At 66.5% G+C, this 13,074-nt stretch carries 11 protein-coding genes and 1 tRNA gene; 1 reads left to right on the plus strand and 11 read right to left on the minus strand.

Going from position 1 to position 13,074, the window contains the following annotated elements; genetic code table 11:
• Window positions 1-301: 301 nt before the first annotated feature.
• Window positions 302-376, plus strand: a tRNA-Cys gene (locus tag ACFVWW_RS20775).
• An 88-nt stretch (window positions 377-464) separates the two neighbouring features.
• Here the strand turns inward: ACFVWW_RS20775 and ACFVWW_RS20780 are convergent.
• From ACFVWW_RS20780 to ACFVWW_RS20830, 11 genes are all read right to left on the minus strand, one after another.
• A complete protein-coding gene (locus tag ACFVWW_RS20780; RefSeq protein ID WP_384335975.1) occupies window positions 465-1,139 on the minus strand; it encodes a hypothetical protein in 675 nt (224 codons plus the stop codon).
• A gap of 107 nt (window positions 1,140-1,246) precedes the next feature.
• Window positions 1,247-1,876, minus strand: a complete 630-nt coding sequence (locus ACFVWW_RS20785; protein WP_386877680.1) for an AAA family ATPase — start codon at window positions 1,874-1,876, stop codon at window positions 1,247-1,249.
• Window positions 1,877-1,910: 34 nt separating this feature from the next.
• Window positions 1,911-2,450, minus strand: coding sequence for a hypothetical protein (locus tag ACFVWW_RS20790; RefSeq protein WP_386877681.1), 540 nt, complete (start codon window positions 2,448-2,450; stop codon window positions 1,911-1,913).
• 508 nt (window positions 2,451-2,958) lie between these two features.
• Window positions 2,959-3,618, minus strand: a complete 660-nt coding sequence (locus ACFVWW_RS20795) for a hypothetical protein (RefSeq protein ID WP_384335969.1) — start codon at window positions 3,616-3,618, stop codon at window positions 2,959-2,961.
• A 2-nt stretch (window positions 3,619-3,620) separates the two neighbouring features.
• Window positions 3,621-5,879: a hypothetical protein gene (locus ACFVWW_RS20800; protein ID WP_384335967.1), complete on the minus strand. Its 2,259-nt coding sequence runs from the start codon at window positions 5,877-5,879 to the stop codon at window positions 3,621-3,623.
• Between the two features lie 23 nt (window positions 5,880-5,902).
• Entirely contained in the window at window positions 5,903-6,358 is a 456-nt protein-coding gene (locus ACFVWW_RS20805) for a hypothetical protein (RefSeq protein WP_384335965.1), read from the minus strand.
• 71 nt (window positions 6,359-6,429) lie between these two features.
• On the minus strand, window positions 6,430-7,797 hold the full coding sequence (mycP, locus tag ACFVWW_RS20810; protein WP_386877682.1) for a type VII secretion-associated serine protease mycosin: 1,368 nt from the start codon (window positions 7,795-7,797) through the stop codon (window positions 6,430-6,432).
• A gap of 28 nt (window positions 7,798-7,825) precedes the next feature.
• Complete coding sequence (locus ACFVWW_RS20815; protein ID WP_386877683.1) at window positions 7,826-9,304, minus strand: hypothetical protein; 1,479 nt, start codon at window positions 9,302-9,304, stop codon at window positions 7,826-7,828.
• 39 nt (window positions 9,305-9,343) lie between these two features.
• A complete protein-coding gene (locus ACFVWW_RS20820; RefSeq protein WP_384192167.1) occupies window positions 9,344-9,784 on the minus strand; it encodes a hypothetical protein in 441 nt (146 codons plus the stop codon).
• A 300-nt stretch (window positions 9,785-10,084) separates the two neighbouring features.
• Window positions 10,085-11,503, minus strand: a complete 1,419-nt coding sequence (gene mycP / locus ACFVWW_RS20825; protein WP_386877684.1) for a type VII secretion-associated serine protease mycosin — start codon at window positions 11,501-11,503, stop codon at window positions 10,085-10,087.
• A 27-nt stretch (window positions 11,504-11,530) separates the two neighbouring features.
• Window positions 11,531-13,072 carry a coiled-coil domain-containing protein gene (locus ACFVWW_RS20830; RefSeq protein WP_386877685.1) on the minus strand — a complete coding sequence of 514 codons (1,542 nt, stop codon included), beginning with the start codon at window positions 13,070-13,072 and terminating at the stop codon, window positions 11,531-11,533.
• Window positions 13,073-13,074: the final 2 nt, after the last annotated feature.

Raw genomic sequence — 13,074 nt, forward strand, 5'->3', positions numbered from 1 at the left:
GGCCTCAGCGTAAGGGGCGTAGCCACTGTTGAGCCCTGTCGCGGGACGGAACGGCCCTGGTCCCTTGGTCGTACGACCAGGCGTCCTGAGGCGCCGGTTCGGGCCGTTACGGCCGGTTCCGGCCACTTCCATCCGCTTCCGCCTGCTCCCGGCTGGTTCTGGCGGGTCCTTGCCAGTCCCGGACACTCCTGACCGCCCCTTCGGCCGACCGTGAACGGAGTGTGGCAGTCGCGTTGCGTGACGCCCGGAAGCCTTGAGCCCCGCTCGCCACCCCCCTACGGTCATGAATGGTGAAAGACACGGCCGTGTGCCCGAGTGGTTGAGGGACTCGCCTGCAAAGCGAGTTACGCCGGTTCGATTCCGGTCACGGCCTCCACGGACGCGACAGCGGCCGCCCCCGGGGGACGGGGACGGCCGCTTCGGCCTGCGGTGCCGGTGGTGCCTGCGGTGGAGCGCCGCGCCCGCTACGCGACAGACTCCAGGGCCGGCGTCTCGGGGAGATCGCCGTTCGCCGCGCAGCCCAGCTCCTTGGCCAGCGCCAGCGAAGCCGAGTGCAGGACGGTCATGTTCGCCTTCATGAACTCGCTCCCGCTCCCGGCGGCTTCGGAACGCTTGCGCAGACTGCCGAGGATCATCGGGGGATCGCCGCCGCCGTCCTTCATCCTGGAGGCGTCGCACTCGAAGAAGAGCAGCGACTTCCGTTTGGAGGCAAGCGCCTTGCTCCCCATGGGATAGCCGGCCCAGCCCGGCGGGATCTCGTCCCCCTCGGCGTCCGCGGGATCCGCCAGCTCGAAGCTGATCCTGATATCCGCACGGTCCCGGATGCCGCGGGGATAGACCAGACAGAGATCGTAGGAGTCGCGCAGGCCGCTCCCCTTGTTGACCGGCCCCAGCCGCTCGTACTCCTCGGCTGTCCGCCCGGCGACCTCCGAGACGCTCTCGCCGCCGGTTGTCGGGGTGAAGGACTTCGTCTCGGTGATCTTTTCCAGCGCCTCGGCCGCCGCGGGCGACAGGCTTCCGTCGCACTGGTCGGCCGCCTCGACGCCCTCTCCGGCCTTCGGGTCCTCCGTACAGCCCTGCGCACCGAGCAGCACGAAGGCGCACACGGCGGGGATCAGCATGCGTCGGGTTCTGTTCAAAGCCACTTTCCTCAATCCTGCGGCCGCTCGCCCTTGTCCAGATTCTGGCTGAGCACATCGTCCGCCTTGAGACCGTGACTGTCCTTTATGCGCGCCCCCGGCGTTTCCTACCGCCCCGGCAGGTCACCGTCCTCGACGCGGGCCGTGTCCAGCCCGGCCAGAATCGCGTCGACGGTCTCCGCCACGCCGAGGTCGGCCGTGTCCAGCCAGAGCCCGATACGCGGAGTCTCCTCCCGGAACACCCGGTCCAGGGCCTCGACGGTCCAGCCCGCCCCGTATCCGGTCTTGCCGCGCCCCGCTTCCCTGACCGCGACGGCCGTCGGGCCCGGCGCCAGCACGACGACATAGAGGGGCCGGGTCCGTACGAGACCGACGTACTCCGCCAGGTCCGCACCGATCACGATGTCCTGGACCACGGCGGCCCAGCCCTCACCCGCATAGGTGTCGGCGACGCTCGCGGAGAGCCGGTACCGGAGCCGCAGTTGGGCGGCGGCCTCCTCGCTCGCCCCCGGCACCATCTCCTCCCGCCCGGAGACGACCATCCGCCGGAAGACGTCCCCCCGCACATGCACGGCCCGCGGCAGCCGCTCGGCGAGCGCCTGGGCGACGGTGGACTTCCCGGCCGCCATGATCCCGGTGACGAGCACCACGGCGGAAGCGAGCGTGCCGGGCTGCGGGCCGCTGTGCTGCGGGCCGCCGGGATGCGAACTGCCGGGCTGCGGGGCGTTCTCGACCATGCCGCGGACCGTATCGCCATCGCGCGCGGGGCCGTCAGTCCTCGGGCATGTCGGAGTACCGCTGGAAGGTCTCGGTACCGGTACCGCCCGCCGTCCATACGACGCTGATGGAACCGCCGCTGAAGGTGAGGTCGCCACTGCGGTCCTCGGACTCCACCCGCTCCCCGCCCCGCTCGCAGAGCAGCGCGATGCGGTACTTCTTACCCGCCTCCTCGACCTTGCGCACACCCCTGCACTCGAGCCCGGAATGGACGAGCACGACCGAGATCTTGTCCGGCGCGGTGGTGTCCTCGCCCTCCAGCATCCCGAGCATTCCGCCACCGGAATCCGACCGCCACATGCCTTCGATACCGGTGCCGGTGGGGGCGGCGCCTATGTCGTCCGTCTGCTCCTCGGAAGGAGTCGGCTCGGCGACCTCCTCGCTCGGGGAGAGTTCATCGCTGGGGGTCACGCTGGGGCCGGCGCTCGACGCGGCATCCTTGCCATCGCTCTCACCACCGCCCCCGCCACTGGTCGCGAACCAGACCCCACCCCCGACGACGAGCACAGCCGCCACCGCCGCACCGATCAACACAGCTGTCCTGCGCCCACCAGGACCTCGGCCACCGGAGCCAGGGCTGCTCTGCGGCGGCGGAGGGGGAGGCGGATACCCGCCGTACTGCTGAACGGCGGCCGGATCCTGCGGGCCGTAGTAAGGCGGCTGCTGCGCATACGGGTTGGCCTCGACGGGCACGCCCTGCGGAGGCTGCACCGGCGGCGGAAACGAATGGGGCCCGGGCTGCCTGTACTGCCCCGGCTGACCCGGCTGCCCTTGCTGACCCGGCTGCCCCTGAGGCGCCCCGAAGCCGTCGGGCGGAGGAGGATACGGCGGCTGACTCATCGGTCTCTACCTCGATCCACGGGCCTACTGCCCGTACGTGGGGGGATCACTTGGTGCTGACAGTCCAAGGTGGCCAGGGCTTTCGCCGCAGAGGCGTAGGGCGCCTTGACGCGTGCGCGCCCGTTGTCACCCCCTTGGCAGTGGCTTCATGCTCGAAACTTCGGGGAGATTGATTTCAACTCCCAGCTCGTGGGCAACACGATCAGGCAACAGGCTTGATGCTTGCGGGATCGGGAAAATCAATCTCGTTCTGACATTTCATTGCCGACAGAACTTTCTGTGCCGACGCGTGCAGAAGCGTGATCCGAGCTTGCGTGCTGAGGCCCATTCGATCATCCAACGTGGCCTCCACCGGATGCATCTCCTCTCCCTGCTCCACCAAGTCGGGGCGCTGACAGTTCACCAGCATGGTGGTCGTCGCAGGTCGCCCCTCCGCTCCAATTCTGTACGTTGTCGAGCTGCCGTCCCGGTCCTTATCCGAGGGAAAGGCGTCAAAGCCCCAACCAAACGTGATCTCCAGCTGCTTCTTACCGCCGAGTTTGTCATCGAAGAAACACACAGGGGTTCCGAGCCCACCGGCATCCATCTCCCGACCCAGCTTCCCTCCCACCTTGGCAGAAGAAAACTCGGCTTTATCAATTTCCCCTTGATATACGTCTGTTACTTGAATAGACTTCTCGACTTCGGCGACCGTCTTCGAATCGAATATCCCCTCACAGATTTCACTCAGCGAGGTCAGTGAACTATTCTTCGCGGGAGGCTCCTCCGGACTCTCACCGCTTCCACTACAGCCCGCAGCAAAGATAACGGACCCCGCCGCCAGAGCAGCAGCGGCCACCCGGCCGGAAAGGTTTTTATTCATCACTAGTCCGCATCAGTCTGGTCGGTTTCGTTGTCACCATCGTTGTACGCCCCTCGAAGAGCGGCCTGCATGTCCCTGTGCCACTGACTTCCTTCGACTTCCGGATGGACAGCGATGTATGCCTCGAGCGGATCATGCGCACGCCTCCGGCCCAGGTTGGCAAACTCTCCCTTCTCCATCGCCTCCTTTTGATCGAAGTCCGCCTCTTGCTTCTTCACCTCCCGGTCGATGTCAATACCTTGACTTGTCTCCATGGCCCCGCCGACACCTTCTATAATCGTCGGCACCGCAAAGGCGACCGCAGCCGACGTAGCCGGGCCACCGAAGGGCAACACGGCCAACCCGACACCGAGGCCAATACCCTGACTGACCCCGAACTTCTTCCATTCTGCGGCCTCGGCGATCTTCCTGTTCGCCTCATCAGTGGCCTCACCATAGGCGTGGTTGATATCACTCACTCGGGCCTGGTCAAGAATGCCGTGTGTGGTGGCTCCAGTCTCAATGATCTTCGCGAGCGCTTCATCCGGATTGGGATAGGCCTTCAGCGCACTCGTCGTGTAGTCCAATTGGGCCTGCGAGAGAATTTCGTAGCCGCCTTCATGCTTGCCGACCGTAGAGAGGAAGTTCTGCGCCGTCTCGTTCGAGAGATGAGCATGCCCTGGGCCGTTGTGGTTGAAGGTGGCGTCGCGAAAATCTTGATCATCCTTACCGTCGCCGAAGTTCGATGTGGCCCAATCGAGGTCATCGATGTAGCCGGCGCCGATCTTGGCCATACTCGTAACGATCCCGGGCTTGTCGTCAACAATTCCCGAGTCGCCGGACACCATGCTTGCCACCTGCGACATTACATTGGCAGTGTGTGCGTCCCTATTCAGGCCCAGTTCCGGCTGATCGTACGGAACGCCCAACGTCGCGGCTTCGAGCGCGTGCCCAAGTTCTTCGTGTCCGTAGCCTGACTTACCCTCCGCGAAGTAGTTTCCGTTGGGCCAGTCGCGGTCCTTGAGAAGGTATTTGAGTTCCGGATCCAACTTTCCGTCCGACTTCTCCCAGCCGTTGGAGTGGAACATCTCCTTCGCCGCTTCCGGGTTGTGGCCCAACGCTTCCATGTAGCCGGCCATGGGGTCCTTGCCGTGTTCGTCTTTACCGAAGTTGAGGTAGGTCTCGTAACCGTCCGGCTGCCACAGCTCCTTGAGCTTTGTCTTGCTGTGGTCCTTCTCGAAGTCGATGAGGTGGGTACCGTAATCCTTCAGGAAACCCTTGTCGTACTCCCCGAAACGCATCAGGCTGCTCATCACCTGATATCCGTAGGGGCCCTTATTGATGATTCCCGCATTCATGTCGACCATTTCGACACGCTTGCTGCCGAGGTCGATCATTCCCGTCTTCCACTTATCCATGGCATCGCTACCGGAGTGGGAAGCGGTAGCCAGAGTGAAGCTGAGGGACTTCTGCAGCTCGGCCGATATCTTCGTCCGGTCATCACCGTACTGAGTCCGGTCAGCGACCCTGGTCCAGAACTCGATGGTCCCCTTGGGCCCCAGGGTGGTGGCGAACTTCTCGGCGAAGTATGGGTCACCCTCATGCTGTGCAAGTGTGCCGTTGAATTTTTTGAGCTGATCAACACTCATCTGGCCCTTGAAACTCGCCAGTTTCGTAAGCTCCTTGAGATCCTTGTCGGCTTCAGCCCGCCCCTTGGCGGCGCCCTCGATGCTGTTATACGTATTCGAGTCGAAGCCTGACTTGTGACCATTGAAGTCCTGGCTCAGCGCCCAGTGAAGGATTTCGTCAGCCTCATTGGCCGAGTCCACCTGCTTCTTGATGCTGCTCCGGTAGGCCTGGATCGACTCCTGATAGCTCTTGTTGAGCGCCGCGTGATGCTCGGTCGGAGTATCCTTCGGCGGATCGAACCACACCTCACCATTTGCCTTGATGGAGAGATATTTGTCTTCTTCAATATCTGTCGTGAGACGCTTCAGCTGATTCTGCGCGCCGGTGAAAATCTCATGAGCGTCATCGAGAAGCTTATAAATGTCCGCGGCTTCTTCGGACGCCGCACCGATCTGCTTGCCCACCGCCTCGATCTTGTCGAGGGCGGCATCGGCTGCCTCCCCCTCCCAGTCGGAGTTCGCCAAGCCCTTCTTCACCGTGTTGTCGTACTGCGTGCCAACCTTCGTGAATGCCTCCGGCAACTTGGCCCATTTGGCCACCGCTTGAGACAGTTCGGTGAAGTTCGCATGGAGGAGGTTCTGATAGTCCAGCATGTTCTGTTGTGCTCCTCACACCTTCACTTCAGGTGTCGTCCGTCGTCGGCCTTGTCTTCGCCCTTGCCTTGGCCCTTGCCCTTGTGCCGGTCCGCCTCTGCCTTTTCCCGCACCTCGAAGTCAACGGCCGAAGCACGCAGGGCTCCCGCCACATCCTTCGTCAACAAGCCTTCGACGTAGGACATTTGTTTGCGCCATCGGGCTTGGAAAACCGTGAAGGCCGGCCCGGACTTGAAGCCCTTCAGACTCGCCCCGACCTGCTCGGTTTCCTTCATCGTCGCGTTGTCCGCATCCGTGAAGTCACTGCGGACGGTGTCGGCTTTGTCCGCTCGGCCCTGCAGCTCGCTTGAGGTGACATGGAGCTTCTTCCCACCGCCACGCGGACCGTCTCCGGCTGGATGGCTGTTGAGCTGCATGCGGGTGTCCTGCTGCTTCACCGCATCGGCCCGGACTGCGGCCCATTCCTCTTCGAACGACATGCGCCCTTCCCCCAGGGTTTGACATCTTCTCAGTGCTAGAAGCCGGGAGGGAATTCCTCCTGGTATTCGGTTCAGTTCGTATAGCCAGGTCCCGGAGGGTTGGCTTGGGGCACGGTCGGGTTCTGGCCGGGCTGCGGGGGGCTGTAGGGCGGCGGGTAGTGCGGCTGCTGGTGGTACGGGGGGAAAGTGGGGGCCGGGGGCTGGGGAGGTGTGGCGGCGCGTCGGCGGGAGCGGACGAGCGGGACCGCCACCGCAGCGCCCAGGAGCACGGCCGCGCCGATGCCCAGACCGATCCAGAGGCCGGTGTTGCCACCGTCGTCGGAGGCGGCGCCGGCCGCTGCGGGCGGCTGCTTGTCGTCCTCGTCGCCGCCCGTGGCCTTGGAGGATTCAGGAGCAGGCGCCGCGGGAGCGGCGGCCGCGAGGTCGGGCAGCGGATACTCGTCGGCCGGCCCCGGGTCGCCCGGGGTCTTCAGCGCGCGGAGGGGGCGGACCACGCCGTAACCGATGTGGTCGTTGCGCTCATTGCCGCTCGTCGGGGCGCCGATGGTGTTGAGCATGACCCGAAGGACTTGGTTGTTGGTCCAGTCCGGATGCTTGGACCAGATCAGCGCGGCGGACGCGGAGGCGATGGCGGTGGCATCGCTGGTGCCGTGCGATGTACACAGGCCGGTCTTGCCGCCGCAGGCATGCACCATCTCGTCGCCGGGCGCCGACAGGTCCACCTGCGGACCGTACTGGGACTCGTCGGTCTTCTTCAGGTCCTTACCGATGGCCCCGACACCCACGACGCCCGGGGTGCTGGCGGGGTAGACCGGTACCGAGCCGCCGTCATTTCCTGTTCCGGCGAAGATCAGGGAGCCCTTGTCCAGGGCGTAGCGCACGGCGTCGGTCAATCGCGGTGATCCCTCATACGTTCTGAGGGAGATGTTGATGATTTTCGCGCCGGAATCCGCCGCGTACCGGATGGCTTCGGGGGCAGACTCGTTGAACCGCGTGATCCCATCCGCCTGGTTCTTGTCGTCGCCGGCTCCCGGCATGCGGATGGGCAGGATTTTGGCTCCGGGAGCGAGCCCGAAGGCGCCGTCGCCGCCACCACTTTCGCCTGTGCCTGCGATCAGCCCGGCCATTCCGGTGCCGTGGCCGTCATAGTCGGTGTGCTCGTCGCCGGACTCCTTCGTAGCCAGGTCCTTGCCTTTGAGGACCTGGCCACGAAGGTCGGGGTTCGTATCGTCGACTCCACTGTCGATCACCGCGACGGTGATGTTCTGGCCCTTGCTGATCTGCCAGATCTCCTCGGCGCCCATGGCATCCAGATGCCACTGCTGCGAGCGGATCGAGTCCGCGTACGCCGGCGTCCCCGCGCCGCCCACCAGCAGCACCGCCAGTACAGCCAAGACAGTGGTCCCGCTTCGGCCCCTTCGGGGGCTGCTGGTACGCATCTGCTCTCTACACCGCTTCCCTGCGAGATTATTCGATGACCGGAGGTACTACACGTCGACCGCTCTGCCGCCAGGTCTCCTCGTCTTCGGTGAGGTAGTCCGGCCGCTCGCCTCTCGTGTCGTCCTGACGCGCCTGCGCACCGTTGGAACGCGGCGGAATCGCTCCACCGCGTGCCATCTGACCGCCTGCCTGCCTGCCTTCACCGGCCGCGCCGCGAACCAGGCCGGAGCCACCCGGGGTGAACGGGCGCGCACTCGTACGGCCAGGCTGTTGCGGGCGGCCTCCGACGATGCCGCCGGTTTCTCCGGCGAGACGACGGCCCCCGGCAAGTCCGTTCTGGCCGGGGCTCGTTCCACCCATTCCCCCGCCGGCGCCATGTCCCATCGGCGGGCGCCCGTGCATGCCCTCGCCCCCGATGACCGTCCCGCGCGGGATGCCTCCCATGGGCCGGCCGGAGTCGGGCGGGACGGGCCGGCCACCGACGATTCCGCCATCGCGTGGCATACGGCTGGTGGATCCGGCGCCGATCGAGTTCTGGCCGGGCGACAGCGGGGGCCTCGCGCCAACAGCGGGGCGGCCGCTGCCGACGGGGGGCGGCGCTGAACCGGAGCCTCCGAGCACGGGTGGGGGGAACATCCCTGTCCCAGGTCCCCAGCCCCCCTCGGGCCGACCGGCTGCCGGCGAGACTCCCGGTGGGGTGGCGGAGACCGTCGGTGGGGACGGCAGAGTGGCCACGCTGTCGATTCCCATATCGACGGGCCGGTCGGGCCGGGCCGTGCCGGGAGAGAGTCCACCGCTACCGGTCAGGTCCGAAGTGGTTACGCGTGCGCGGCTCTGCGGCGCGTACCCACCGTCCGCGGACGTGCTTCCGCCGCCTCCGCCGCCGTCGCGAGCCAGATCCTGCGAGCCGTTGATGCCGTCCGTACCTTCCGGCACGAACTCCGACGGCGGCGGCCGGAACGTCGGTACCTCCAGCTTGCCCATCTGCGTCTGGGACTGCTGGTACGACTGCGCCAGCTTCCGCATCTGGGCCGCCGCCTCGATGCGGTTCCGCTCCGCGCCCGCCGCCAGCGTCTCCAGCGACTTGCTGGTCACGGCCGCCGAGTCCGGGTCGTTGCGTGCCTCGGCGGCCGCAGTCAGATTGGCCTTCGCGCCCGCGGTGTCACGCGGGATGGCGCTCTGGGCCTCGGCGATGGCATCGGAGGCACGCCCCATCCACTTCGAGGCCTCGTCGCTGTAGTCGGCCAGCCGGTACGTCGCACTGGCCAGGCTCGCGCCCCAGTCGATGAAGGCCTGATTGCCCTCGCCCGTCCATTCGACGCGCTCCGGGCGGAACTTGAGCTGCTGGGCGATGTCACGGATCTCTCCGGCCGCCGCGGCGAGCCTGTCCGCGGCGCCCTGCACCATCCCGCTCTCCGCCTGGTCCAGCCAGACGAGCATCTCCTCGTGGGACATGCTCTCGAAGGCGGTTGTGCCGTCGACCCCGCCGCTCTCCCTGTATTCCATTTCGACGCCCTGCCTATCCCCGTAATCCCTGCCACGCCGCTACTGAATCTGGCCACCGGAGGTGTCGTCCGGCTGCCCCTGCTGCGTCGTGTCCTGGTGCTGGTCCGGCACCGTCGGATCGCGACGCGGATCGTAGTGCTCTTTCGCGCTCTCCTGGATGGCGCGCATGCGCCTGCCGATGTCGTCGTCGAGCTGCCCGAAGCCGTCCTTGGACGCCACCACCGCGATGCCCATCCCCTCCAGCGAATCCGCCAGGAGCTTCGACAGCTGCTTCAGCTGGTCGATGACCGTGGTGTAGGCGTCGGACAGGCCGGCCGCTTCGATCCACCCAGGTCCGCCACCGCCGAACTGGCCCCGGCCCACCGGCTCGGCGCCCACCTTGTCCGGGCCTGCCGCCGAGCCGTTGAGATTGATGATCAGCTGGTCGACGCGCTTCTTGAAGGCCACCATCGACTCAGGGTCGTAGAGCACAGAAGCCATCGCAGGATTGACCCTGCGCAGGGCATCTTCGTCACTCATCGGTGCCGGCCCCGACCCACCACCGTCCGCGATCAGCACAGACGCCTCCCCCGTTTTGCCAATGCTTCGCAGATCACCTTAGCCAAGGGCGGTGACACTACCTATCCCCGGGTTGCACGTGCAACGCACTTCACACGGGCGGGTGTTGGCCACCTTCACAGCCTCCGCAGGGCCTTCACAGGTAGCGGCTTGCGCGATTTGCTCCGGCCGTACACGTCGCGCGGCCGAAGGACCAGGGAGATAGCCGCTTCGGCTTCTGGCTCAGCCCGGATAGCCGGGGCCCCGGGGGTCGGCGTGCGGTGCGTGCTGGCCTTGGCCGGGCTGCGGTGGGGTGTAGGGCGGATACGGGCCGTTCTGCTGCTGGTGCGGGTACGGCTGGGGCTGGTACGGCTGCTGCTGGTACGGGGCGAAGCCGGGAGCCGGCGGCTGGGGCTGCGGGAGCACGGCAGCGCGGCGGCGGGAGCGGACGATCGGGACTGCGACGGCGGCGCCGATGACGAGCGCCGCGCCGATGCCCAGACCGATCCAGAGCCCGCTGTTACCGCCGTCGTCCGACGCGGCGGCCGCCGCAGGCGGCTCGCTCTGCTGATCGCCGTCGGTGCCGCCCGGCGCCTTAGATGCCTCGGGGGCAGATGGCTTGGGCGCGGCAGCCGCGAGGTCGGGCAGCGGATACTCGTCGGCCGGGCCCGGGTCGCCCGGAGCCGTCAGCGCGAGAAGCGGGCGTACAGCGCCGTAACCGACCTGGTCGCTGCGCTTGGCACCGCCCTTGACGCCACTCGCCGTGTTGAGCATGACGCGGAGAACCTGATTGTTCGTCCAGTCCGGGTGCTTGGACCAGATCAGGGCGGCGGAGGCGGAGGCGAGGGCGGTCGCAGGGCTCGTACCCGTGCCTTCACAGAGTTGGGTACCGCCCGAACAAGCGTTGGTGATGTCCTCGCCCGGGGCTGAGAGATCAACCTGCGGACCCCACTGCGAGACGCTCGTACGTGCGGCGTTCCGATCAAGGGCTCCCACTCCAACGACTCCCGGTGTAGCCGCCGGATATTGGATCTGGTTCCCCTTGGCTCCGTCGTTGCCCACGGAGGAAAAGATCAGCTTGTCCTTGTCGAGGGCGTACTTCACAGCCTCGGTGAGTTCGGGAGCTCCGCCCTCATCGTTTCCCACAGAAATGTTGATGACCTTGGCATCGGAATCGGCGGCGAATCGAATTGCCTTGCTCATGCTTTCCGCAAAGCTTTCCTTGGCTCCTTTCGCCCCCCACCGCTCCTCTGCGTAGGGGAACCGAATAGGGAGGATCTTGCTGCCCGGAGCAAGTCCGTAAGAGCCCTGCGTCGGACCACGCTTTCCCGTCGCCGCAATCAGTGCCGCCATTGCCGTGCCGTGGTTGTCGACGTCGTTGTTCTCGTCGCCCGACAAGCCTGAGAGATCCTCCCCCTCCAGCACCTGCCCACGGAGATCAGGAACAGAGTCGTCAACTCCGGAATCGATCACAGCGACGGTTATCCCGCGGCCTGTGCTGATCTTCCAGATCTCATCGGCTTTCATGGCATCCAAGTGCCACTGTTGTTCGCGCACGGTCTCGGCATGAGCGGGGGTTGCTGCGACACCCAGCAGCATCAGCCCCAGGCCGGTCGACACAGCGCACCTGAAACCGGCCGACCGCCCACAGTTGATATGCATTTTCCCCTCAAGCCCATCCGTACGAGATCAGTCGATGACAGGCGGCACGATCCGCCGGCTGCCCTGCTGCCAGGTCTCTTCGTCCTCAGTCAGGTAGTCGGGGCGTTCGCCGTCCCTGTCGTCACCAGGAGGCTTCGTACCGCGCCCGCCCGGCGGAACGGCTCCGCCACGGCCCAGGGGTCCTGCCTGAGAGCCCGTACCGGAGTTCGCGCCGCCACGAACCAGTCCCGATCCGCCGGGGGTGAACGGTCGCGCGCTGCTCTTTCCTGGCTGCTGAGCCCGTCCTCCGACGACACCACCACTCTCGGAGGCCAGTCGACGCCCACCGGCGAGACCGCTCTGGCCGGCGCCCCCGGCGCCGATACCGCCCATGCCTGGCCCCGCCCCACGTCCCATGGGCCCACGGCCTTGGGTTCCTTCGCCTCCGACCACCGTGCCCCGGGGGATCCCACCTGCGGGACGGCCCGAACTCGGCGGGACCGGGCGGCCCCCGACGATGCCGCTTTCGCGCGCCATCGGCATGCGGGGATTGAGTCCGCCTTGCCCTGGGAGGGCGGGCCCGCGCACTCCGGGAGCCATCCGTCCGGGCCCTGTTGTACCTGGCAGGCCCGAACCACCGCTGAACGCAGGTGGTATGGCACCCGGAATCGGTGAGATCGGGCCGTCGGGCCTGGTCACCGGCTGATTCGCGGGGGGCGTGACAGACGGCGCCACAGAAACGTCGGGCAACGCCGCCACGCTGTCGATTTCCATGCCCACGGGAGTCGCGCCGACTGGTCGATCGGCTCCGACCCTGCCCACACCACCCGACGCCGCGTAGTCACCACTACCGGAGCCGTCCGAGGTCCCGCCGCGTCCGTACGCCGCACTGCCACCCGCACCCGCCGACGTGCCGCCCTCATACGTCTGGCCCGGCAACGCCTTATAGCCTTCGGGGGCGTCCCATTCCTTGCCCAGGTAGCCCGCCGGCGGCGGAAACGTAGGCGGCGTGACCAGGTTTATCTGTTCGCCCGACTGCACATAGGTCTCGGCCAGCTTCCGCATCTGCCGCACGGCTTCCGCGTGCGTCGCGTCCAGCGATGCCTGGGCGCTCGCGGCGTCCGACCGGGATGTCTGGGCCGCCGTGCGCGCGTCGGGGTCGTTCCGGCTCCTGGGGTCCGTGGCCGCGGCCAGGTTCTTCTCCGCCGTGCGCAGGCTTGCCTGCGCGGTCTCGGTGTCGGACGTCAGAGGCATGTTGGCGTGTGCCTCGGTGATCGCCTGGGTGACCTGGGTCATCCACGTGGCGGCGTTCTCGGCGTAACTGCCCAGGAGCAGTGTGGCGTTGGCTGTCTGGTCGCCCCACTCCCTGAAGTTGTCGCCGGCCTGCCCGTCCCATCGCACGATCCTGACGCGTGCCTTGAGGTCTTCGCCGATGTCATTGATCGTCGCGGCCGCCGCGGTCAGCTTCCCGGCGAGCATCATCGCCGTTTCCTTGCTGGCCGACGACAGCAGAGCCGTCAGCTCCGCGTGCGTCATGGACTCGAAAGGAGTCTCCCCCGACGACGGTTTCCCGCCCTTCCGCTCACCCATGT

This window comes from Streptomyces sp. NPDC058198 (assembly GCF_042882605.1).
GTDB lineage: Bacteria > Actinomycetota > Actinomycetes > Streptomycetales > Streptomycetaceae > Streptomyces.